The organism is Castellaniella defragrans 65Phen, from assembly GCF_000612685.1.
In the GTDB taxonomy this organism is placed as follows: Bacteria; Pseudomonadota; Gammaproteobacteria; order Burkholderiales; family Burkholderiaceae_B; genus Castellaniella; species Castellaniella defragrans.
Genome location: NZ_HG916765.1, coordinates 2,211,976 through 2,235,089, shown reverse-complemented (window position 1 = coordinate 2,235,089; position 23,114 = coordinate 2,211,976). Strand labels below are relative to the sequence as shown.

19 protein-coding genes, 1 pseudogene and 1 riboswitch are annotated in these 23,114 nt (G+C 69.7%); of the genes and pseudogenes, 14 read left to right on the top strand and 6 right to left on the bottom strand.

Annotated features, from left to right (window positions below):
- The first annotated feature begins 33 nt into the window (after positions 1 to 33).
- The 6 genes from BN940_RS09975 to BN940_RS09950 all read left to right on the top strand — a co-directional run bounded on the left by BN940_RS09975 (position 34) and on the right by BN940_RS09950 (position 5,291).
- Positions 34 to 1,014: a D-2-hydroxyacid dehydrogenase gene (locus BN940_RS09975; protein ID WP_043682630.1), complete on the top strand. Its 981-nt coding sequence runs from the start codon at positions 34 to 36 to the stop codon at positions 1,012 to 1,014.
- An 18-nt stretch (positions 1,015 to 1,032) separates the two neighbouring features.
- A complete protein-coding gene (locus BN940_RS09970; RefSeq protein WP_043682627.1) occupies positions 1,033 to 2,148 on the top strand; it encodes a type I glyceraldehyde-3-phosphate dehydrogenase in 1,116 nt (371 codons plus the stop codon).
- A gap of 4 nt (positions 2,149 to 2,152) precedes the next feature.
- On the top strand, positions 2,153 to 3,556 hold the full coding sequence (fumC, locus tag BN940_RS09965) for a class II fumarate hydratase (protein WP_043682625.1): 1,404 nt from the start codon (positions 2,153 to 2,155) through the stop codon (positions 3,554 to 3,556).
- 103 nt (positions 3,557 to 3,659) lie between these two features.
- Positions 3,660 to 4,040 (top strand): DUF488 domain-containing protein, encoded by a 381-nt coding sequence (locus tag BN940_RS09960; RefSeq protein WP_043682624.1) that lies wholly within the window; start codon positions 3,660 to 3,662, stop codon positions 4,038 to 4,040.
- 136 nt (positions 4,041 to 4,176) lie between these two features.
- Positions 4,177 to 4,506, top strand: coding sequence for an NfeD family protein (locus tag BN940_RS09955; protein WP_052355770.1), 330 nt, complete (start codon positions 4,177 to 4,179; stop codon positions 4,504 to 4,506).
- The gene (locus BN940_RS09950) at positions 4,503 to 5,291 is read left to right on the top strand and encodes a slipin family protein (RefSeq protein ID WP_409360336.1); all 789 of its coding nucleotides are present in this window, start codon (positions 4,503 to 4,505) and stop codon (positions 5,289 to 5,291) included. The genes BN940_RS09955 and BN940_RS09950 overlap by 4 nt, the downstream gene beginning before the upstream one ends.
- On the opposite strand, the gene BN940_RS09945 is transcribed toward BN940_RS09950, so the two are convergent.
- Positions 5,248 to 5,739 (bottom strand): thioredoxin domain-containing protein, encoded by a 492-nt coding sequence (locus tag BN940_RS09945; RefSeq protein ID WP_043682622.1) that lies wholly within the window; start codon positions 5,737 to 5,739, stop codon positions 5,248 to 5,250. The two genes, BN940_RS09950 and BN940_RS09945, sit on opposite strands and share 44 nt — an antisense overlap.
- Before the next feature lie 222 nt (positions 5,740 to 5,961).
- On the opposite strand from BN940_RS09945, the gene BN940_RS09940 reads away from it, so the two are divergent.
- The 3 genes from BN940_RS09940 to nadB all read left to right on the top strand — a co-directional run bounded on the left by BN940_RS09940 (position 5,962) and on the right by nadB (position 11,209).
- On the top strand, positions 5,962 to 6,294 hold the full coding sequence (locus BN940_RS09940; protein WP_043682620.1) for a c-type cytochrome: 333 nt from the start codon (positions 5,962 to 5,964) through the stop codon (positions 6,292 to 6,294).
- Positions 6,295 to 6,431: 137 nt separating this feature from the next.
- Positions 6,432 to 9,299 carry an adenosylcobalamin-dependent ribonucleoside-diphosphate reductase gene (locus BN940_RS09935; RefSeq protein WP_043682618.1) on the top strand — a complete coding sequence of 956 codons (2,868 nt, stop codon included), beginning with the start codon at positions 6,432 to 6,434 and terminating at the stop codon, positions 9,297 to 9,299.
- A gap of 275 nt (positions 9,300 to 9,574) precedes the next feature.
- Complete coding sequence (nadB, locus tag BN940_RS09930; protein WP_043682616.1) at positions 9,575 to 11,209, top strand: L-aspartate oxidase; 1,635 nt, start codon at positions 9,575 to 9,577, stop codon at positions 11,207 to 11,209.
- A 78-nt stretch (positions 11,210 to 11,287) separates the two neighbouring features.
- Here the strand turns inward: nadB and nadC are convergent, their stop codons facing one another.
- Both nadC and nadA read right to left on the bottom strand, forming a co-directional pair.
- On the bottom strand, positions 11,288 to 12,163 hold the full coding sequence (gene nadC, locus BN940_RS09925) for a carboxylating nicotinate-nucleotide diphosphorylase (RefSeq protein ID WP_043682612.1): 876 nt from the start codon (positions 12,161 to 12,163) through the stop codon (positions 11,288 to 11,290).
- A gap of 58 nt (positions 12,164 to 12,221) precedes the next feature.
- Positions 12,222 to 13,358, bottom strand: coding sequence for a quinolinate synthase NadA (nadA, locus tag BN940_RS09920; protein ID WP_043686762.1), 1,137 nt, complete (start codon positions 13,356 to 13,358; stop codon positions 12,222 to 12,224).
- Positions 13,359 to 13,481: 123 nt separating this feature from the next.
- A riboswitch (yybP-ykoY riboswitch) is annotated at positions 13,482 to 13,624 on the top strand.
- Between the two features lie 79 nt (positions 13,625 to 13,703).
- On the opposite strand from nadA, the gene BN940_RS09915 reads away from it, so the two are divergent.
- Both BN940_RS09915 and BN940_RS09910 read left to right on the top strand, forming a co-directional pair.
- Complete coding sequence (locus BN940_RS09915) at positions 13,704 to 14,279, top strand: TMEM165/GDT1 family protein (RefSeq protein WP_043686760.1); 576 nt, start codon at positions 13,704 to 13,706, stop codon at positions 14,277 to 14,279.
- Complete coding sequence (locus BN940_RS09910) at positions 14,279 to 15,556, top strand: arsenic transporter (protein WP_409360337.1); 1,278 nt, start codon at positions 14,279 to 14,281, stop codon at positions 15,554 to 15,556. Before BN940_RS09915 ends, BN940_RS09910 begins: the two co-directional genes overlap by 1 nt.
- A 108-nt stretch (positions 15,557 to 15,664) precedes the next feature.
- Here the strand turns inward: BN940_RS09910 and BN940_RS09905 are convergent, their stop codons facing one another.
- The 3 genes and pseudogenes from BN940_RS09905 to BN940_RS09895 all read right to left on the bottom strand — a co-directional run bounded on the left by BN940_RS09905 (position 15,665) and on the right by BN940_RS09895 (position 18,729).
- The gene (locus tag BN940_RS09905; RefSeq protein WP_084330841.1) at positions 15,665 to 16,420 is read right to left on the bottom strand and encodes a helix-turn-helix domain-containing protein; all 756 of its coding nucleotides are present in this window, start codon (positions 16,418 to 16,420) and stop codon (positions 15,665 to 15,667) included.
- Positions 16,421 to 16,837: 417 nt separating this feature from the next.
- Positions 16,838 to 17,803, bottom strand: a pseudogene (locus BN940_RS09900) (zinc-dependent alcohol dehydrogenase family protein); the annotation flags it as partial.
- Positions 17,804 to 17,889: 86 nt separating this feature from the next.
- Positions 17,890 to 18,729 (bottom strand): universal stress protein, encoded by an 840-nt coding sequence (locus tag BN940_RS09895; protein ID WP_052355769.1) that lies wholly within the window; start codon positions 18,727 to 18,729, stop codon positions 17,890 to 17,892.
- 271 nt (positions 18,730 to 19,000) lie between these two features.
- Between BN940_RS09895 and BN940_RS09890 the strand changes: the two genes are divergently transcribed.
- The 3 genes from BN940_RS09890 to BN940_RS09880 all read left to right on the top strand — a co-directional run bounded on the left by BN940_RS09890 (position 19,001) and on the right by BN940_RS09880 (position 23,106).
- Positions 19,001 to 20,893: an FAD-dependent monooxygenase gene (locus BN940_RS09890; protein ID WP_043682605.1), complete on the top strand. Its 1,893-nt coding sequence runs from the start codon at positions 19,001 to 19,003 to the stop codon at positions 20,891 to 20,893.
- Positions 20,894 to 20,930: 37 nt separating this feature from the next.
- A complete protein-coding gene (locus BN940_RS09885; RefSeq protein ID WP_043682602.1) occupies positions 20,931 to 22,103 on the top strand; it encodes an ABC transporter substrate-binding protein in 1,173 nt (390 codons plus the stop codon).
- 67 nt (positions 22,104 to 22,170) lie between these two features.
- Complete coding sequence (locus tag BN940_RS09880) at positions 22,171 to 23,106, top strand: LysR substrate-binding domain-containing protein (protein WP_043682600.1); 936 nt, start codon at positions 22,171 to 22,173, stop codon at positions 23,104 to 23,106.
- Positions 23,107 to 23,114: the final 8 nt, after the last annotated feature.

Below are 23,114 nucleotides of genomic sequence, written 5' to 3'. Positions count from 1 at the left end.
GGGTTGACGCTGTCTTTCGATGAGGCTTCTTCCATGGACCCCCTGCGCATCGTTTTTCTCGACCGGGATTCCCTGCCGGCGACGGAGAATTTCACCGGCCCGCAGGCGCTCCATGAACTGGTGACGTATCCGCGCACGGCGCCGGCGCAGGTGGCCGAGCGCATCCGCGACGCCGACGTCGTGATCGTCAACAAGGTCGTGCTGGCCGGCGACGCGATCGCCCAGGCGCCGCGCCTGCGCATGATCGCGGTCGCCGCCACCGGCACCGACAACATCGACCTGGACGCCTGCGACCGGCGCGGCATCATCGTGTCCAACGTGCGCGAATACGCCGTGCACGCCGTGCCGGAGCACACCTTCGCCCTGATGCTGGCCCTGCGGCGCAACCTGCTGGCCTACCGCCAGTCGGTGCGCGACGGCCGCTGGCAGGCGAGCGGGCAGTTCTGCTATTTCGACTTCCCCATCCATGACCTGGCCGGCTCGACCCTGGGCATCATCGGCCGGGGCGCCCTGGGCGAGGCCGTGGCCGAGATCGCCCGCGCCTTCGGCATGAAGGTCCAGTTCGCCGCGCGGCGCGACGCCGGCGAGCCCACCAACGACTACACCGATTTCAACCACGTCCTGCGCACCAGCGACGTGATCAGCCTGCATTGCCCGCTCAACGCCCAGACCCGCGGCATGATCGGCGCGGCCGAATTCGCCCTGATGGAACGCAAGCCGCTGCTCATCAACACCGCGCGCGGCGGGCTGGTGGACGAATACGCGCTGGAGCACGCGCTGCGCGCCGGCCAGATCAGCGGCGCGGGCTTCGACGTCTCGTCCCAGGAGCCCCCCGCGCCCGATCATCCCCTGATGCGCCTGCTGGACCTGCCGAATTTCATCCTCACCCCGCACGTGGCCTGGAGCAGCTCCGCGGCCATCCGCACGGTGATCCGCCAGGTGCGCGACAATATCGACGCCTTCCTGCGCGACGACCCGCGCAACGTGGTCGCCGGCTACCGCGCCGCCCGCTGATTTCCCCGACACGCCTCCATGCCCGCCGACCGCCCCGAATCCGCCGCGTCCCGCCCCCTGCGCATCGCCATCAACGGCTACGGCCGCATCGGCCGCTGCGTGCTGCGCGCCCTGGCGGAATCCCCGCGGCACCGCCGCGCCCTGAGCGTCGTGGCGATCAACGAGCCCGCTGACCTGGCCTCCATGGCCTACCTGACCCGCTTCGATTCCACCCACGGGATCTTCCCGGGCGAGGTCCGCGAGATCGACGGCGGGCTGGAGATCGCCGGGCAGGCGATTCCCGTTTCCCACGCGCGGGAGCCGGCCGACGGCCCCTGGCGCCGGCTGGACTTCGACCTGCTGCTGGAATGCTCCGGAGCCTTCGCCACGCGCGCCAGCCTGCAGGCCTTCCTGGACGCGGGCTGCCCGCGGGTGCTGGTCTCGCATCCCGGCAGAAGCGCGGCCGACGTGGACTGCACCATCGTGCACGGCTTCAACGACGCCGACCTGCGGGCCGGCCAGCGCATCGTGTCGGCGGCCTCGTGCACCACCAACGCCGCCGTCCCGGTCCTGGACCTGCTGGAGCGCCGCCTGGGCGTGGACGGCGCCTTCCTCACCACGCTGCATTCGGTGATGAACGACCAGCCCATGATCGACGGCTACCACCACGCCGACCTGCGCCGCACCCGTTCGGCCATGCAGTCCATCGTGCCCGTGTCCACGGGCCTGGCCCAGGGCATCGAGCGCATGCTGCCCGGCCTGGCCGGCCGCGTCCAGGCCAAGGCCGTGCGGGTGCCGATCCTCAACGTCTCGGCCATCGACCTCGCCGTGAACCTGCGCCGGGATACCTCCCCCGAGGCCCTGAACGCGATCTTTTCCGAGGCGGCCCGGGCCCGTCCGGACCTGATCGCCTGCACCGGCCAGCCCCACGCCTCGGTGGACTTCAACCACGATCCGCACTCGGTCATCGTCGATCTGGGCCAGACCCGCGTCAACCAGGGCCGCTTCGCCAACCTGCTGATCTGGTTCGACAACGAATGGGGCTTCGCCCACCGCATGCTCGACGTGGCGCAGGCCTGGGCAGGCCGCTTCCAGGCGGCCGCGCCGGCGCCCGAATCCGCATCCCTTTCCTCATCCCTATCTTCTGGAGTTTGACATCATGGCCGAAAGCCGGACCGAAACCGATTCCATGGGCGCCATCGAGGTGCCCGCCGCGCATTACTGGGGCGCGCAGACGCAGCGCTCCATCCAGAACTTCCCGATCGGCGTGGCCCGGTTCCGCTGGCAGCCCCCGGTGATCCGCGCCCTGGGCGTGCTGAAGAAGGCCGCCGCCCAGGCCAACGCCGAACTCGGCGAACTGCCGGCGGACATCGGCAACCTGATCGTGCGCGCCGCCGACGAGGTCATCGAGGGCAAGCTCGACGCCGAATTCCCGCTGGTGGTGTTCCAGACCGGCTCGGGCACCCAGTCGAACATGAACGCCAACGAGGTCATCTCCAACCGGGCCATCGAACTGGCCGGCGGGCAGGTGGGCTCCAAGGCCCCGGTGCACCCCAACGACCACGTCAACCGCGGCCAGTCTTCCAACGACACCTTCCCCACGGCCATGCACATCGCGGTGGCGGAAGAACTGTCGCGCCACTTCTTCCCGTCCGTCGGGCGCCTGCGCACCACGCTGGACGCCAAGGCCAAGGCCTTCCAGGACATCGTCAAGACCGGCCGCACCCACCTGCAGGACGCCACGCCGATCACGCTGGGCCAGGAAATCAGCGCCTGGGTGGCGCAGATCGACTTCGCCCTGGACGCCGTGCAGGCGGCGCTGCCGGGCATCTACGACCTGGCGATCGGCGGCACGGCCGTGGGCACCGGCCTGAACGCCCACCCGCGCTTCGGCGAGCTGGCCGCCGCCCGCATCGCCGACATCACGGGCCTGCCGTTCCGCAGCGCGGAAAACAAGTTCTTCGCCCTGTCGGCCCACGACGCGCTGGTGAATCTTTCGGCGGCGCTGCGCACCCTGGCCGGCGCGCTGATGAAGATGGCCAACGACGTGCGCTGGCTCGCCAGCGGCCCGCGCTGCGGCATCGGCGAGCTGCTGATCCCGGAAAACGAGCCGGGCTCGTCCATCATGCCGGGCAAGGTCAACCCCACCCAGTGCGAGGCCATGACCATGGTCTGCGCCCAGGTCTACGGCAACGACGCCGCCGTGGCCTTCGCCGGGTCCCAGGGCAACTTCCAGCTGAACGTCTACAAGCCCGTCATGGTGCACAACGTCCTGGAAAGCATCGGCCTGCTGGCCGACGCCTGCCTGTCCTTCGACGAGCACTGCGCCGTGGGCATCGAGCCCAATCTGCCGCGCATCGAGGAAAACCTGAACAAGAACCTGATGCTGGTCACCGCGCTGAACCGCCACATCGGCTACGACAAGGCCGCCGCGATCGCCAAGAAGGCCCACAAGGAGCACAGCACCCTGCGGGAAGCGGCGCTGGCGCTGGGCTTTCTGACCGATGGGCAGTACGATGAATGGATCGTCCCCCTGGACATGACGCATCCGAGCAAGGGGTGAGGCGGGACACGGGACGGTCCCCGCGGACCGTCCCGCGCCTGCGACGCAACAGACGGCCCGCGGCCACGGATGCCTGGCCGCGGGCCCGTGCAAGGCATGCAGCATGAAATCGCCCGTACAGATCAAGCGCGTATACGAAGACCCCGCGGACACCGACGGCCTGCGCGTGTTCATCGACCGGCTCTGGCCGCGCGGCCTGTCCAAGGCCGCGTTCCAGTACGACCTCTGGTGCAAGGACCTGGCGCCCAGCCCGGCGCTGCGCACCTGGTTCGGCCACAAGCCCGAGCACTGGGACGGCTTCCGCCGCGACTACGCCGCCGAATTGAAGGACGAGCAGGCGCAGGCCCGCATGGGCGAGGTCTTCGAGGCCGCCGGGGGCCGGCGCATCACCCTGGTGTTCGGCGCCAAGGATCCCGAACACAACCACGCGCTGGTCCTGGCCGACGCGATGAACGACTACGCCAGGCGCCACCGCATCGCCTGAACGCATCCCCGGCGCCCGGCGCGGGTGTCCCTGGCGCGCGGCTGCGCCGCGGCGGGCCCGGCCGGATCGGATCGAACCGGACCGGTGTTCGCCCGGCGGGACCGGGCCGGGCGCCTCAACTTTCTCGGAAAAGGACATGCTGCTGGTCTATTTCGGTTCTCAGTCGGTCTGGGCCCTTTCGCTGCTGGGGCTGATCCTGCTGCTGGCCGCGGTCATCGCCATCCAGGCGCACCGCGGGCGGGCGCGGGGCGGCAACGAAGAGCTGCCCGGCATGATCGGCGAAGTCACCCAGGCATCCGACTTGCGGGGCAGGGCGCGCGCCCTGGTGCGCGGCGAGATCTGGCAGGTGCATGCGGATGCGCCGCTGCGGCCCGGCCAGACCGTGCGGGTCCGGGCCGAGCGCGGCCTGATGCTGGAAGTCGAACCCGTCCCCGAGAGGGACGTCTCTCTGGGAGAACCCTCATGATGTTCCTCGAACTGGATACGGGCCTCGGCCTGCTGGTGCTCGTCTTCCTGGTGGTCGTGCTGTTCAAGCTGTTCCGCATCCTGCGCGAGTACGAGCGTGCCGTGATCTTCACGCTGGGCCGCTACACCAGCAGCAAGGGGCCGGGGCTGATCATCGTGATTCCCTTCCTGCAGCAGGCGGTGCGCGTGGACATGCGCGTGGTGACGCTGGACATCCCGCCACAGGACGTGATTTCCCGCGACAACGTGTCGGTGCAGGTGAACGCCGTGCTGTATTTCCGGGTGGTGGATCCCGCCAAGGCCATCATCCAGGTCGAACACTACCTGGAAGCCACCAGCCAGCTGGCGCAGACCACGCTGCGGGCGGTGCTGGGCAAGCACGAGCTGGACGAGATGCTGGCCGAGCGCGAAAAACTGAACCTGGACATCCAGACCATCCTGGACGCCCAGACCGACGGCTGGGGCATCAAGGTCACCAACGTCGAGATCAAGGACATCGGCCTGAACGAGACCATGGTGCGGGCCATGGCGCGCCAGGCCGAGGCCGAGCGCGACCGCCGCGCCAAGGTCATCCACGCCGAAGGCGAGCGCCAGGCGGCCCAGGCGCTGGCCGACGCGGCCCATACGCTGGCCCGCGAACCCTCCGCCATGCAGCTGCGCTACCTGGAGACCCTGTCCCAGGTGGCGGGCGACAAATCCTCCACCCTGGTGTTCCCGATTCCCATCGACCTGCTGGCCGGGTTCATGGGGCCATCGCGTCCGCCTCGGCCAGAAGCTGACCGATGACGGCGCCCGTGCGCAGGTCGTCCAGCCGGCCGAAATGATGCAGGCGCACGCCGCCGCGCGCATCCAGGATCACCAGGGACGGCGTGCCCTGCAGGCCCCAGGCCTGCATGGTCAGGGGGATCGGATTGCCGGACGGGGCGGGGCGGTCGATGCCCACGGGGAAGCGGATGCGGTATTCGTGCAGGAAGGCCCGCAACGCGACTTCGCCCATGGCGGCGTGGTGCTCGAAGACCGTATGCAGTCCGATCACCTGGACGCGCCCGGGCGGAAAGGACTCGTGGATCGCCTTGGCCTGCGGCAGGCCGTGGGAGACGCAGCCCGGGCACAGCATCTGGAAGGCGTGCACCACCACCACCGACCCGCGCAGCGACTCCAGCGTCGGCGGGGCGTCGTGGACGTTCAGCCAGGTCTCGATGTCCCAGGGGGGCGGCAGCGCGCCGTTGATCATGATGAGGCTCCGCGCAGAGGTCTGTGGCTCCATGATAGGACGGGCGCCCGCCGGCGAAAAGCCGCCGCGTGCGAAAACCTATAAATCGTAGTGGTAATCTTCCGCCCGCCCGCCGCCCGTGGTGTAATGAGGCGGTTCCGCCGCCATTTCGCCGGCGGCGGGTGATGCAGGGCGCTCGTGGGGCGCCCATCGGAAACTTCCCTGTCTGACGGAGATTCACACATGAAACTGTCCGCTCTCGCCCTGAGCCTTTCCCTGCTGGTCGTGGGCCAGGCCGCCCACGCAGCGCCGGATTTCGCCCAGGTCAAGGACATCCTGACCAAGAACGCCTGTCTGGCCTGCCACGCGGTCGACAAGAAGGTCATCGGGCCGGCGTACGAAGAAGTCGCTGCCAAGCACAAGGGCCAGGCGGACGCCGCCGAAGTCCTGACCAAGCACATCAAGGGCGGCAGCTCGGGTGTCTACGGTCCGATCCCGATGCCGCCCAATGTCGGCATTTCCGATGCCGACATCAAGACGGTGGTCGACTGGCTGGTGGCGGGCGCCCCGCACTGATCGTCCGGTCCTCGCGGGGCCCCGGCCTGGCGGCCATCGCCGGGCCGGACGGCCCCGGGCGCGTCCGGAGACCCTGCGCGCGGCCGTCGGCCGCCGCAGGGTTTTTTCAATCATCGTCTTTCATCACAGGAGCCGGCATGAACCGAGTCGATGTTTTCTCGGGCCTGGAAACCCAATCCATTTCCGTCGAAGTCCTGCGGGAAAAATACGCCAAGGGCGCGGAAACCTCGATCGTCGAGATCCAGCAGCGCGTGGCGCGCGCGCTGGCCGCGGTCGAAAAGCCCAAGCAGCGCGCGCGCTACCGGGCCGCGTTCCTGGATGCGCAGCAGCGCGGGTTCATCCCCGCCGGGCGCATCAATTCGGCCGCCGGCACGGAGCTCGCCGCCACGCTCATCAACTGCTTCGTCCAGCCGGTGGGGGACTCCGTGTCCGATCCCGTGGACGGCCGGCCGGGCATCTACGACGCCCTGCAGAAGGCCGCCGAGACGATGCGCCGCGGCGGCGGGGTGGGGTACAACTTCAGCCACATCCGCCCGGCGGGCGCCATCGTCAAGGGCACGGCCTCGAAGGCCTCCGGGCCGGTGTCCTACATGCGCGTGTTCGACCGCTCCTGCGAAACCGTGGAATCGGCCGGCTCGCGGCGCGGCGCGCAGATGGGCGTGCTCGACGTCGGCCATCCCGACATCGAGGCCTTCATCGAGGCCAAGCAGACGGCCGGCGAGCTGACCAATTTCAACGTGTCGGTCAACGTCACCGATGCGTTCATGCGCGCCGTCGAGGACGACGCGCTGTTTCCCCTGACCCACGCGGCCGAGCCCTCGGACGACCTCAAGGCCGCCGGCGCCCATCGCCGCGAGGACGGCCTGTGGGTCTACCGCGAGATCCGGGCGCGCGCGCTGTGGGACCGCATCATGCAGTCCACGTACGACTACGCCGAGCCCGGCGTGCTGTTCCACGACCGGATCAACGGCGAGAACAACCTGCACTACCTGGAAACGCTGGACGCCACCAACCCCTGCGGCGAACAGCCGCTGCCGGGCTACGGCTGCTGCTGCCTGGGCTCCATCGACCTGACGCGCTTCGTGCGCAGCCCCTTCGGCCTGCAGGGCGAGCCCTCCGTGGACTGGGACGGCCTGGCCGAGGTCGTCGCACTGGCCGTGCGCATGCTGGACAACGTGCTCGACGCCACCGTCTGGCCGCTGCCCGAGCAGGCGGCGGAAGCCGCCCACAAGCGCCGCGTCGGCCTGGGGGTCACCGGCCTGGGCGACGCGCTGATCATGCTGAAACTGGCCTACGACAGCGAGCCGGCGCGCGCCATGGCGGCCCGCTTCGCCCGCGAGGTGGCCCATGCCGCCTACCGCGCCTCGGTCGAGCTGGCCCGCGAGCGCGGCCCCTTCCCCGGCTTCCAGGCGGGGCCCTACCTGGCGAGCGGCTTCGCCCGGCGCCTGCCCGAGGACATCCGCGCCGCCATCGCGGAACACGGCATCCGCAACAGCCACCTCACCTCGATCGCCCCGACGGGCACGATTTCCCTGGCCTTCGCCGACAACGCCTCCAACGGCATCGAGCCGCCGTTTTCCTGGACCTACACGCGCACCAAGCGCATGGCCGACGGCGGCAAGCAGGATTACGTGGTCGAGGACCACGCCTACCGCCTCTACCGCCTGATGGGGGGCGACGTGTCCGGCGCGCTGCCGCCGTATTTCCGCACCGCGCTGGAGATCTCCGCGCGCGACCACGCGCTGATGGTCGCCGCCGTCAAGGACTACGTCGACGCCGCGATCTCCAAGACCGTGAACGTGGCCGCGGACTATCCCTACGAGGACTTCAAGGACCTGTACATGCAGGCCTGGAAGCTCGGCCTGAAGGGCATCACCACCTACCGGCCCAGCGGCAAGCGCGCCGCCGTGCTGTCGGTCGCCCCGGCGGCCGACGCGCCCGCCCAGCCCGAGGCCATCTCCCTGTCCGAGGCCGACCGCCGGCTGGTGCTCAAGCGCGTCATCGAGCCGGTGCTCAACAGCCTGCGCTGGCCCAACCGCCCGCGGTTGCCGCGCGGCGCGTCCTGCTGGGCGTCGGACGCCATCGAATCCCCGGAAGGCAGCTTCGTGGTCTTCGTGTCCGACCTGCAGAACCGGCCCTTCGAGGTCTGGGTCAACGGCGCCCGTCCGCCGCGCGGCCTGGGTTCCGTGGCCAAGATGCTCAGCCTGGACATGTACACCGACGACTTCCCCTGGCTCAGCCGCAAGCTGGAAGTCCTGGCCGGCACCAACGGGGGCACGGCCTTCCAGATCCTCGATCCGGAAACCGGCGAGCCGATCTGGGTGCCCTCCACCGTGGCCGCCCTGGCGCGCCTGGTGGCGTTCCGCCACCGCACCCTGGGCATCGACGCCTCGGTCCAGGCCAAGTCCGCCATGATGGAAGCCCTGATCGCGCCGCGCGAGCCCAAGACCGGCCCGGACGGGACGATGGGCTGGATCTGCGACGTCCTCAATCCGGTCACGGGCGACGATTTCGTGCTGATGGTCAAGGAACTGCGCATGCCCGACGGCTCCACCCGGCCGTATTCCGTCTGGGGCGCCGGCAAGTTCCCGCGCGCCTTCGAGGGCCTGTTCAAGCTGCTGAGCCTGGACATGCGCATCGTCGATCCGGCCTGGATCGCCATGAAGCTGCGCAAGCTGATGAACTACGCCGAACCCCAGGGCGACTTCCTGGCCCGCGTGCCCGGCGCCGACAAGTCCAGCTCCTTCCCCTCCACCGAGGCCTACATCGCCCGCCTGCTGATCCATCGCTACGCGATGCTCGGCATCCTGGACGAGCACGGCGAGCCGGTCGAGCAGATGGGCGTGGTGCAGGCCGAGTCCGACGCCGCCGCGCCCGCCCGTCCGGCCGGTCCGGCGCCCGTCATCAACGGCGCCGAGTGCCCCGAATGCCACCTGCACAGCGTCATCAAGAAGGACGGCTGCCAGTTCTGCACCCACTGCGGGTACACAGGGGCATGTGGATGAGACAGGACACGGGACAGTCCCTGCGGACTGTCCCGTGCCTGTCGAATCCGAGCGGCCTGCAGGCCGCGAGGTGGAGGGATGCCGCTCTTTGAGAACATTCCGCCTGTCGAATCCGAGCGGCCTGCAGGCCGCGAGGTGGAGGGATGCCGCTCTTTGAGAACATTCCGCCTGTCGAATCCGAGCGGCCTGCAAGCGGCGAGGTGGAGGAAACAGGGATAGAATGACTCCCCCGGCTCGGGGAGACCGGGGACTCGATCACTCAACCAAGAAGTGTCATGAATCACCAATACGACGTCCTGATCATCGGCAGCGGCCTGTCCGGCCTGACGGTGGCATTGCACCTGGCGGCCGACAAGAAGGTCGTCGTGCTGTCGAAAAAGGCCCTGCTGGACGGATCCAGCAACTGGGCCCAGGGCGGCATCGCCGCCGTGCTGGACTCCCAGGACAGCCATGACGAGCACATCGCCGACACGCTGGTCGCGGGCGCCGGGCTGTGCGACACCGACGCCACGCGCCACATCGTCGAGCAGGGCCGCTCGGCCATCGACTGGCTGATCGAACTGGGCGTGCCCTTCACCCCCGACCAGGGCGCCGAACTGGGCTTCCACCTGACCCGCGAGGGCGGCCACAGCCAGCGGCGCATCATCCACGCCGCCGACGCCACCGGCCACCTGGTCCAGCTCACCCTGGAGCAGCAGGTGCGGGCCCACCGCAACATCACCCTGCTGGAATACCATTCCGGGGTCGAGCTCATCACCAGCCGCATCCTGGACGGCGAGGCGCCGGTGGCCGCCCACCAGCCGGCCCGCTGCCTGGGCGCCTACGTCTACGACGAGCGCGCCGACCGCGTGCACACCATTCTGGCGCCCCGCGTCGTGCTGGCCACGGGCGGCGCGGGCAAGGTCTACCTGCACACCAGCAATCCCGACACCTCCACCGGCGACGGCATCGCCATGGCCTGGCGGGCGGGCTGCCGCGTGGCCAACATGGAATTCATGCAGTTCCACCCCACCTGCATGTACCACCCGCAGGCCAAGTCCTTCCTGATCTCCGAGGCCGTGCGCGGGGAAGGCGGGGTGCTGCGCCTGCCGGCCTCGGCCGGCCCCCAGGCGGGCGAGCGCTTCATGCAGTGGCACGACGAGCGGCTGGAACTGGCGCCGCGCGACGTGGTGGCCCGCGCCATCGACTTCGAGATCAAGAAGCGCGGCCTGACCCACGTGGACCTGGACATCAGCCACCGGCCGGCCGAATTCATCCGCGAGCACTTCCCCACCATCCACGCCCGCTGCCTGGAATTCGGCATCGACATGACCCGCGAGCCGATCCCGGTGGTGCCGGCGATGCACTTCACCTGCGGCGGGGTGGTGGTCGACATGAACGGCCGCACCGACATCCCCGGCCTGTACGCGGTGGGGGAAACGGCCTACACCGGCCTGCACGGCGCCAACCGCCTGGCCAGCAATTCGCTGCTGGAATGCCTGGTGATCGGCCGCAACGCCGCGCACGACATCGACGCCCAGCCCGCGGCGGAGCCCCTGGCCGGCCGGGTGCCGGACTGGGACGACAGCCGGGCGCGCGACAGCTCCGAGGCCGTGCTGGTCACGCACGCCTGGGACGAGGTCCGGCGCCTCATGTCCAACTACGTCGGCATCGTGCGCACGCAGAAGCGCCTGGGCCGCGCGCGCCAGCGCATCAGCCTGCTGGACCAGGAAATCGAGGCGTATTACCAGGAGCACCGCGTCACCAGCGACCTGCTGGAATGCCGCAACCTGATCCAGGTCGCCGCCCTGGTGGTGGCCGCCGCGCTGTCGCGCAAGGAAAGCCGCGGCCTGCACTATTGCCAGGACTTCCCCTGGACGCTGCCGCGGGCGCTGCCCACGGTGATGACGCCGGAAGACGGCTTCCGCTGAGGCGCGGCCGCGGCGCATCCGGCTGGCTTCGGCGCACGGGCGCGTCCGGCGCGCGGGCTGGGGCCGCGGTGCCCCCGGCTACACGATCCGCAGGGAATAATCGACGGCGCGGACGTCCTTGGTCAGGCTGCCGATGGAAATCCGGTCCACGCCCGTGCGGGCGATCGCGCGCACGGTGTCGTGGCGGATGCCGCCGGATGCCTCCAGCAGGGCGCGGCCGGCATTGAGCGCGACCGCCGCGGACAGGTCGTCCAGGCTGAAGTTGTCCAGCAGGACGGACTCGGCCCCGGCGTCCAGCGCCTGGCGCAGTTCGTCCAGGGATTCCACCTCGATCTGGATCGGAACGCCGCCCGAGACCTGCCGCGCGGCCCGCAGGGCGGCGGCGATGCCGCCGGCCGCCATGATGTGGTTTTCCTTGATCAGGATGCCATCGTACAGGGCCAGGCGCTGGTTGCGGCCGCCGCCCACGCGCACGGCGTATTTTTCCGCCAGGCGCAGGCCGGGCAGCGTCTTGCGCGTGTCCAGGATGGCCGCGCGCGTGCCGGCGATCAGGTCCACGTAGCGGCGGGTGGCCGTGGCCACGCCGGAGAGCAGCTGCAGGAAATTCAGGGCGGTGCGCTCGGCGGTGAGCAGCGCGCGCGCCGGGCCGTGCAGGCGGCAGACCACCGAGTCGGCCTCCATCAGGTCGCCCTCGGCGTAGGCCCAGTCGAGCAGGATGCGCTCGTCCACCCGGTGCATCACGGCCTCGAACCAGGGCGCGCCGCACAGCACGGCGGGTTCGCGCACGATGACGCGGGCGGCCTCGACCTGGTCATCCGGGATCAGCAGGCCGGTGACGTCGCCCGTGCCGACGTCCTCGGCCAGGGCGCGCTCGATGTTGGCCTCGAAGGACGTCTGCAGGGCGGGCGGAAAGGGGGCGTAGGGGTTGCGCAGCGTGGAGGGCGCGGGGCTCATGCGGCCCCCCTGGCATGGCGCGCCGGGTTGCGGCCGAAGGGAAAGCGGCTGTGCGTGCTCATGCCGGACCGATCCCCGAAAACAGGGCCTGCTCCTGGGCGAGGTCGGGGCCGGGGCGCGTGTCGCGGCGGCGCGCGGCGGCGAAATCCAGCATGCGGTCGATGCAGACCTTGGCCCGGCGGCCCAGGGCCGGGTCCAGGTGGACTTCGTTGCTGCCGAATTCCAGCGCGTCGGCCACGCCCTTGAGGGAATTCATGGCCATCCAGGGGCAGTGGGCACAGCTCTTGCACGTGGCGGATTCGCCGGCCGTGGGCGCGGCGATGAAAGTCTTGTCCGGCGCGGCCAGGCGCATCTTGTGCAGCAGGCCCTGGTCGGTGGCGACGATGAAGGTCGTGGCCGGCGATTCGGTCACGGCCGCCAGCAGCCGCGAGGTCGAGCCCACGACGTCGGCCTGGGCCACGACGGGGGCGGGCGATTCGGGGTGCACCAGCACCAGGGCGTCCGGGTGCTCCTTGCGCATCAGGTCCAGCTCGATGCCCTTGAATTCGTCGTGCACGGTGCAGGATCCCTGCCACAGCACCATGTCCGCGCCGGTCTCGCGCTGGATGTAGGAGCCCAGGTGGCGGTCGGGCGCCCAGAGGATCTTTTTGCCCTGGCGGTGCAGCTCGGCGACGATGTCCAGGCCGATGGAGGAGGTCACCATCCAGTCGGCCTGGGCCTTCACGGCGGCGCTGGTGTTGGCGTACACCACCACGGTGCGGTCGGGGTGCTGCGCCCGGAACGCGGCGAAGGCCACCGGGTCGCAGCCCAGATCCAGGGAACAGGTGGCGTCCAGGTCGGGCATCAGGATGCGTTTTTCGGGGGAGAGGATCTTGGCCGTCTCGCCCATGAAGCGCACGCCCGAGACCACCAGCGTGTCGGCCGCGTGATCGCGCCCGAAGCGCGCCATTTCCAGGGAATCGGAGACGCAGCCGCCGGTTTCCTCGGCCAGGTCCTGGATGTCGGCGTCCACGTAGTAGTGCGCGACCAGGACGGCGTTGCGGGATTTCAGCAGGCGCCGGACGCGGTCCTTCTGGAATTCGCGTTCCTGGGGGGACAGCGGCGGATTCACCCGGGCCCAGGCCTCGGCCACCGTATGGGTGCCGACGGCCATGTCCGGGCGGTCGAATTCGACGATTCGGGTACCTGAGGGCATGATGGTATGAAGGGGGAGAAACGGGTAGAAGACCATCATACGACAAAGCCGCCCGCATCGTCCGGCGCGCCCTTGCGCGCGAAGCGGGAATCGGGAGGAAGGAAATCCCCGGTATAATTCGCGCCACCCGTCATCGGGGAGTAGCCGACTCGCGCACAGGCCCGTCCAGGACGGCGCGCCATGCGCGGGTGCATGCGTCAACACGCTTGGCCGTCCGGCCATGGCGCGCGCGGCCCGCCGGTATCCGCATCCGCATACCCGGGCCTGGCAAGACCGCTGACTGCGTTTCCCGCCGCATGGGGCCGGCGGGGGCGTAGTCGCGTCAGCCCCCGGATGTTCCTCTTCATGGATGCCTTCCTCGTTTCCACCGGCGTGGTCGCCCTGGGTGAAATCGGCGACAAGACCCAGCTGCTCGCCATGGTGCTGGCCGCCCGCTACCACCGGCCCGTCCTGATCTGTCTGGGCGTGCTGATCGCCACCCTGGCCAACCACGCCCTGGCGGGCCTGGCCGGCCAGCTCGTGGCCCAGCTGCTCGATCCCGTCGTCCTGCAGTGGGTGCTGGGGATCTCCTTTCTGCTCATGGCCGGCTGGCTGCTGATCCCCGACAAGCTCGACGAGGCGCCCAGGCCGATGCGCGGCCTGGGCGTGTTGACGGCCACCCTCGTGCTGTTTTTCCTGGCGGAAATGGGGGACAAGACCCAGATCGCCACGGTGGCCCTGGCGGCGCGCTACGACAGCCTCGTCGCGGTCGTCGGCGGCAGCACCCTGGGCATGATGCTGGCCAACGTCCCGGCCGTGTATTTCGGCGCCCGCGCCGCCGACCGCCTGCCCGTCCGCCTGGTGCACAGCATCGCCGCCGTGCTGTTCGCGGGCCTGGGCGGCCTGACGCTGCTGCACGCCGCCGGCGGGCTGGGGGCCTGATGCTCGCCCTGGCTCTGTTCGTCCTGACGCTGGCGCTGGTCGTCTGGCAGCCGCGCGGCCTGGGCATCGGCTGGAGCGCCTGTCTGGGCGCCGGGCTGGCGCTGCTCACCGGCGTCATCCGGCCGGCGGACATCCCGGTGGTCTGGGGCATCGTCTGGAACGCCACCGGCACCTTCGTCGCGGTCGTGATCATCAGCCTTCTGCTGGAGGCCGCCGGCTTCTTCGAGTGGGCCGCCCTGCACATGGCGCGCTGGGGCGGGGGCCGGGGCGGGCGCCTGTTCGTCCTGATGGTGCTGCTGGGCGCCGGCGTCAGCGCGCTGTTCAACAACGACGGCGCGGCGCTGATCCTGACGCCGATCGTCGTCGCCATGCTGGCGGCGCTGCGCTTCTCGCCCCGCGCGACGCTGGCCTTCGTCATGGCGGCCGGCTTCATCGCCGACACGGCCAGCCTGCCGCTGGTGGTGTCCAATCTGGTCAACATCGTCACGGCGGATTATTTCGGCATCGGCTTCGCCCGCTACGCGGCCATCATGGCGCCGGTCGATCTCGCCGCCATCCTCGCCTCGCTGGCGGTCCTGGGCGGGGTGTTCCGCCGCGCCATCCCGGCGCGCTACGACGTGCAGCGGCTGCCGGCGCCGGCGACCGCCGTGCGCGACCGACCGACGTTCCGGGCGGGGTGGGGCGTGCTGGCGTGGCTGCTGCTGGGCTTTTTCGTGCTGGAGCCCCTGGGCATCCCGGTCAGCGCGACGGCGGCGGCCGGCGCCCTGGCCCTGGCCCTGGTCGCCGCCCGGGGCGGGCGCATCCCGGTGCTGCGCCGGGTGCGCGGCGCCCCCTGGCAGATCATCGTGTTCGCCCTGGGGATGTACCTGGTGGTCTACGGCCTGCGCCACGCGGGCCTGACGGGATTCCTGACGCAGGCGCTGGACTGGCTGGCCGGGCAGGGCGTCTGGACGGCCACCCTGGGCACGGGCCTGCTGAGCGCGGTCCTGTCGTCCCTGATGAACAACCTGCCCACGGTGCTGATCGGCGCCCTCTCGATCGAGGCGTCCCAGGCGCAGGGCGTGGTGCGCGAGGCCATGGTCTACGCGCACGTGATCGGCTGCGACCTGGGGCCCAAGCTCACGCCCATCGGCAGCCTGGCCACGCTGCTGTGGCTGCACGTGCTGCGCGGCCGGGACATCCGCATCGGCTGGGGGCAGTACTGCCGCATGGGGCTGGCGCTGACGCTGCCGGTGCTGGCCGCCGCGCTGGCGGCGCTGGCCTGGCGGATCGGCTGAGCGGGCGCGGCGGCGCCCGGCACCCTTCCCGCGCCGGGCGGCCGGGGGGGCGGACCTGGCGCCGCGAGGACGCATCGGAGCGGGGAGCGCTCCAGCGGAGGGCCGCCCTCAGCGGCCGGCGCCCAGCCGGCGCAGGGCGTCCGGGTCGCGTATGCGGAGGTGCCGGCCGCGCACGTCCAGGATGCGCGCCAGGTGCAGGCGGGTGAACGCGCGGCTGACCGTCTCGATCTTCATGCCCAGGTAGCGGGCGATGTCCGCGCGCGTCATCTTCAGGACGAACTCCCGCGAGGAATAGCCGCCGGCGGCCATCCGCTCCGAGATGTCCTGGAGGAAATGGGCGACGCGCTCTTCGCTGTTCATGCCGGCCAGCACCATGATCAGGCGCCGGTAATGGTTCGTCTCCTGCGCGATCGCTCTGCTGAGCTGCAGCGCCGACGGCGCATCGGCCCTGGAGCGGGCCACCAGGTCGGCAAACGGCAGGATGCACGTCAGGGAGTCTTCCAGGGCAATGGCGTCGCACGCGTAGTGTCCGGTGTCTATGCCATCGAGGCCCAGCAGTGCGCCGGCGATGGGAAACGACGCGATCTGCTCCATGCCGGCGCTGTTGGTGATGCGCAGCTTCATCGAGCCCGCATACAGCTGGTACAGATTGGCGAAGGCGTCGCCGGCACGGTACAGGGACTGCCCCCGATGGACGATGCGGCGCGTGACGCCGCCGGCCGGGGAGGGCGGCCGGCCGCCATTCGCACGGCTGGCGACCGCCGTCTTCGGGTTGCGGCATAGCCCGGGGACCAGGCAGGCGCCCGTGGCGGCCAGTTTGCATGGAGCGGGAGAAGCGGGGCCGGGTCCGGATGGACGAGGCATGCGCGCCATCGGCGGAACCGGAGGGCTTGCGTCGAAATTCTCCATTGCACCATCCCCCATGAACCGCCCGATCCTGCTGGATCCCGAGGGATCGGGCAGGCGGATTCATCGCCGCGAGCCACAGGTCGGACATGCTGCAATTCTACGCCGGCCCGCCGGCGCGAAAAAGACCGTCAGGGAACGAGGACGGCCGCGCCGTCGATCCGTCCCTGCCGCAGATCGTCCAGCGCGCGGTTGGCGTCCCGCAGGGCGTAGGGGGTCGTCTTGGGCGCGATGCCGATCCGCCCGGCCAGTTCGAGGAATTCCCGGCCATCGCGCCGGGTGAGCGCAGATCGTCCAGCGCGCGGTTGGCGTCCCGCAGGGCGTAGGGGGTCGTCTTGGGCGCGATGCCGATCCGCCCGGCCAGTTCGAGGAATTCCCGGCCATCGCGCCGGGTGAGCGCAGATCGTCCAGCGCGCGGTTGGCGTCCCGCAGGGCGTAGGGGGTCGTCTTGGGCGCGATGCCGATCCGCCCGGCCAGTTCGAGGAATTCCCGGCCATCGCGCCGGGTGAGGTTCGCCACGGAGACGAGTTCCCTTTCCCCCCAGAGCAGGCGGTAGGGCATCGAGGGGATGTCCGACATGTGGATGCCGCCGCACACCACCCGGCCGCCCTTGCGGACGGCGCCCAGCGCCGCCGGCACGAGCGACCCGACGGGCGCGAAAATGATGGCGCCGTCCAGCGGCACCGGCGGCAGGGCATCCGAGCCGCCGGCCCAGGCCGCGCCCAGGGATCGCGCCAGCGCCTGGCTCTGCTCGTCCCCGGGACGCGTGAAGGCGTGGAACGCCCTGCCTTCCCAGCGGAGCACCTGCGCGACGAGATGCGCGGCCGCGCCGAAGCCGTACAGGCCGACGTTCCGCGCCGCGCCCAGCGCGCGCAGGCAGCGCCAGCCGATCAGGCCGGCGCACATCAGGGGAGCCAGCTTGACGGGGTCGGCATCCGGAGGCAAGGGAAACACATAGGCGGCGTCCGCGATCACGTGGCTCGCGAATCCGCCATCGCGCGTATGGCCGGTGAACGCGGCCGATTCGCAGAGGTTCTCGCGGTCTTCCCGGCAGTACGCGCAGACGCCGCACGTGCCGGCCAGCCACGCCACCCCGACCCGCGTGCCCGGCGCGATGCCGGCGACGCCCGACCCGGCCGCCTCGACGATCCCGACGATCTCGTGCCCCGGCACGATGGGCACCCGCTGGTCCGGCAGTTCTCCATCCACGACGTGCAGGTCCGTGCGGCACACGGCGCAGGCTTCGACGCGCACGCGCACCTCTCCAGGCCCGGGAGAGGGAATGTCCCGTTCCTCGAAGCGCAGGTCCCGCCCCGTCCGATGCAGGACCATCGCCTGCATGCGATGCCGTTCCGCTGTCATGGCTGCCGCTCCTCATTGAAGCCCGCCGGCGCCCGGAAAATGCGGATTCCCGGGGCGGCGGGGCGCTAGTGCGAAAACAGGATCGGAACGGTCATCGATTGCAGCAGGGTCTTGGACGTGCCGCCCAGGATCCATTCGCGCACGCGGCTGCGGTTGTAGAGGCCCATGACGATCATGTCGCAATCGTAATCCGTGGCCGCGTTCAGGATGGCATTGCCGACTCCGACGCCTTCGCTCATCGTGTGCACGGTCCGGGGCGCGGGATAGCCATGCGCGGCGCAGTAGGCCGCCAGGTCTCCCGGCTGGATGTCCAGCGCCCGCAGCATGTCCGGCTGCGGATCGACCGTCAGGACGGTGAGCTCGGATGCCTCGCGCAGCAGCGGGGCGGCATCGGCCAGCGCCCGCGCGGCCCGGCGGCCGTAATCCCAGCAGAAAAGCACCTTCCGGCCGATGGGCCGATGCGCGTCTCCGATGTAGGGGGCGACCAGCACGGGCCGCCCGGCCGCCGTGATCACGGAATCGACCACGCTGGGCGGTATGGCCCAGTTCGCCTGCGCCGTGTCCGTCTGGCTCATGATCAGCAGATCGCATGAACGGGCATGCGCCGCCAGGGCTTCCTCGATGGGGCTCTGGGGCATCCGGCATTGAGCCTGGATGCCCGCCAGCGCGGCCTGCTGCAGGAAATGGGTCTTGGTCTCGATTTTTTCCTGCGTGGATTGCTCCTGCAGCTTGGCCAGGATCTGCTGCGAAATGCCGCCCTCGTCGTAGATGTACCGCGGGAGGGGCGGATCGGTGCAGATGCCGATCAGCTCGGCCTTGTGGCGCGCCGCCAGCTGGATGGCCAGCTGCACGCGGCGCGCCTGGTTGGCGTCCTTGGTCAGGTCGAGGGCAATACGTTCGAGCATGGCGGCCTCCTGTCGGCGAAGCAATCGGATCTCGAAATCCAATCTACGCCTGCGGCGGCCGTTCGACGTTGACATGACGCAATGTCCCGACGGGATGCCCCCCGCGAGGCATCGCACCGGGCTCCTTCTTCCGCCCCGAGGTATATCTTTTTTCATATGGATGATAGGAATATTTCATTCATAAAAATATGACATAGACGTGATTCAACCCTAGAATATTCAGCAGTTCTTCTCGCGAAAAGATCTCCACAAAATCCCTCAGGAGACTGCTTTGAAATATCATCACCACGGCTACGTTTCGTCCGACCCGCGCATCCAGCCGCCGGCCGGCGCCGGCATCGACCGCCCGGAGGATCTGCCCGACCAGGTGGACGTCCTCATCGTCGGCGCGGGGCCGGCCGGCATGATCGCGGCGGCCCAGCTGTCCCAGTTTCCCGGCATCGTCACCCGCATCGTCGAACGCAGGGCGGGGCGCCTGGAAATCGGCCTGGCCGACGGCATGCAGAAGCGCAGCATCGAGACCTTCGAGGCGTTCGGCTTCGCGCAGCAATTGATCGCCGAGGCCTGCCAGGTCACCGAAACCGCATTCTGGAAGCCCGATCCCGCGCAGCCCGAAAACATCGTGCGCGTGTCCCGCGTCGACGAGGACCCGCAGAACGTCAGCGAATATCCCCACCTGACGGTCAATCACGCCCGGGTGCTGGACTACTTCGCCGAATTCATGGAAAACGCCCCCACGCGCATGAAGCCGGATTATGGCTACGAGTTCGTGGGCCTGACGGTCGCCGATGAAGGCGACCATCCCGTGACGGTCACCTTGAAGCGCAGCACGGGCGACCACGCCGGCGAGGAGCGCGTCGTGCGCGCCCGCTACGTCCTCGGGTCGGACGGCGCCCACAGCGGCGTGCGCAAGGCCATCGGCCAGACGCTGCGCGGCGTGTCGTCGAACCACGCCTGGGGCGTCATGGACCTGCTGGCCGACACCGATTTCCCGGACATCCGCACCAAGTGCGCGATCCAGTCCGAATCCGACGGCAACATCCTGCTGATCCCGCGCGAGGGCGGCTTCCTGTTCCGCGTCTACGTCGATCTGGGCGACGTGGCCCCGGACGACGGCGGCGCCATCCGCCGCACGCCGGTCGAGCAGATCATCGCCCGGGCGCAGCGCATCTTCCATCCCTACCGGCTGGACGTGCGCCACGTGGCCTGGCACAGCGTGTACGAAGTGGGCCACCGCCTGTGCGACCACTTCGACGACGTGCCGCCGGAGCAGGTGGGCCACCGCATGCCGCGCGTCTTCATCGCCGGGGATGCGAGCCACACCCACAGCGCCAAGGCGGGGCAGGGCACGAACGCCTCGATGCAGGACGGCTTCAATCTGGGCTGGAAGCTCGGCCACGTCCTCGAAGGCCGCAGCCCCGCCGGCCTGCTCGACACCTATTCCGCCGAGCGCCAGAAGGTCGGCCAGTCGCTCATCGACCAGGACCTGCGCTGGGCGACGCAGATGGCCAAGTCCGCGGAAGCTTTCGCCTCGCATGCCGAGTTCGAGCAGGCCTACCTGCGCATCACCGAGTTCGCCCAGGGCTTCATGACCCAGTACGAGCCGTCGATGATCACGCTGGCGGACAGCCGCCAGGCGCTGGCCACGGGCTATCCGGTCGGCAAGCGCTTCCGCTCCGCCGAGGTGATGCGGGTGGCCGACGCCAACCGCCTGCACCTGGGGCACGAGGCCCGCGCCGACGGCCGCTGGCGGATCTACGTGTTCGCCGACGCGGCGCGCGCCGGCGAGGATTCGCCGCTGGCGGCCCTGGGGCGCTGGCTGGACGAGTCCCCCGATTCGCCCATCCGGGGCTACACGCCGGCCGGCCTGGACGAGAACGCCTGGTTCGACGTCAAGGTCGTCTACCAGCAGGACCACACCGCGGTGGACATCGGCGGAGTCCCCCGGGCGTTCCTGCCGCGCGTCGGCCCCTACCAGCTGACCGATCTGGAAAACGTCTACGCGGCGCTGCCCGACCAGGACATCTTCCAGCTGCGCGGCATCGACCGGCAAGGTGCTATCGTGATCGTGCGCCCCGACCAGTACGTCGCCGGCGTGCTGGCACTGACGGACACCGACGCACTGGCGGGCTTCCTGCGGACCTTCGCCATCCGGCAGCGATGACGGCGACAACGAATTTCGTCAACCAAGGAGAGAGACAATGAAACTGCGCACAATCCTGGGCGTCGCGGCCCTGTCCATCGGCGGGGTGGCGCTCGCGCTGCCGGTCCAGGCCAAGGATCTGAAGATCGGCCTGGTCCTGTCGGTGTCGGGGCCGTATGCGGACTACGGCAAGCAGATCCAGAACGGCATCGAGACCTTCATCGCCCAGCATGGCGACACGGTGGCCGGCCGCAAGGTCACGCTGATCGTCAAGGACGACACCGGCATCGCGCCGGCGGTGGCCAAGCGCCAGGCCCAGGAACTGCTCATCAAGGACAAGGTCGACATCCTCGCCGGATTCGACCTGACGCCCAACGCCTTCTCGGTCGCCCCCCTGGCCACCGAGGCCAAGGTGCCCATGATCGTGATGAACGCCGCCACCTCCTCGATCACCGAGAAGTCGCCCTACATCGTGCGCGTTTCGATGACGCTGCCGCAGAGCTCCTGGGCCATCGCCCAGTGGGCCGTCAAGAACGACATCCGCTCGGCCTACATCCTGGTGGCGGACTACGGCCCCGGGCACGACGCCCAGGAGCAGTTCAAGAAGACTTTCACCGAGCTGGGCGGCAAGGTGGTGGGCGAGGTCCGCACGCCGGTCAACACGCCGGATTACGCGCCCTTCCTGCAGCGCGTGAAGGACAGCCGGCCGGATGCGCTGTTCTTCTTCGTGCCGCCGGGCAGCTCGATGGTGGCCCTGGCGAAGAACTTCCGCGAGATGGGCCTGGACAAGCTCGGCATCAAGGAAATGGGCCCCGGCGACATGACCGACGAAAATTCCCTGCCGGCCCTGGGGGACAACGCGCTGGGCATGATCACCGCCTTCCATTATTCGACCGCGCACGATTCGCCGGCGAACAAGGCCTTCGTCGCCGCCTACGCCAAGGCCCACCGGGACAGCGCGAACTTCATGTCGGTGGGCGGCTATGACGGCATGCAGCTCATCTACAAGGTCCTGGAGAAGACCGGCGGCGACGCGAGCGGCGACGCCTTCATCGCGGCCGCCCGGGGCCTGAAGTGGGAAAGCCCGCGCGGCCCCGTGCAGATCGATCCCGACACCCGCGACATCATCCAGAACGAATACATCCGCAGGCTGGAGCGGGTCGATGGCGAACTGCGCAACGTCGAATTCGCCACCTTCGAGGCCGTGAAGGATCCGGGCAAGCAGAAGTAGCCGTGAGACCGTCCCGTGCCGCCGGCGTGCCCCGCGCCGGCGGCGCGCCGCCTTCCAGGAGCCCGTCATGGGTAGCGATTGGACCGACCGCATCCGCCTGCGCAACCTCAGGTTCCTGCTCAGCCTGGCCCAGACGCGCAATCTCAGCCACTCGGCGGCCGCGCTGCACACCACGCAGCCCGGCCTGTCGAAATGGCTCAAGGACCTGGAAAGCGACGTCGGCCTGACGCTGTTCGAGCGCCACGCCCGCGGGCTGACACCCACGGTGCACGGCCAGGCGCTGATCGCGCACGCGCGCCGCATCGAGGCCCAGCTCGACCGGGCGGCGGCCGACATGAACATCCTGCGAGAGGGCGGGGCGGGGCGCGTGGCCCTGGGGGCCTCCGGCGTGGCGGCGACCGAGGCCGGGCCGCTCGCCGTGCTGGAAATGGCCGCGCGCATGCCCACCCTGCGCATCGACCTGGTCGAAGGCACCATGGACCTGCTGCTCAATCTGCTGAGCCAGGGCGACCTGGACATCGTCATCGGCCGCACGATGGAAGACGATGCGAGCCTGGCCGGCTTCGATGCCGAACTCCTGTACACCGAGCCGGTCGATCTGGCGGTGCGCCGCGACCACCCCCTGATCGGCCGCGCCGAGATCGGCTGGGACGACGTCCGGCAGTACCGCTGGGTCGTCTGGCCGCGCGGATCGCCGATCCGCAAGGCGCTGGAGACCGCGCTGGCCGCGGCGGGCCTGAGTCTGCCGCCCAATTACATCGAATCCAACTCCGTCATCGCCAACATCGCGCTGCTGAGCAACAGCGACGCGATCGGCGTCGCCTCGCACCGTTCGGCCAGCGCGCTGGCGGACATGAACCTGCTGCGCATCCTGCCGCTGAAGCTGCAGGTCTTCGGCTCGGTGTCGATGTACTGGCGGCGGGACGAATACCGCCCGAAAGCGGTGGAACTGGCGCTGGACTGCATCCGCCACGTGCTGCGCGAGCCTGGCGCGGTTCAGTGATTTCCCTT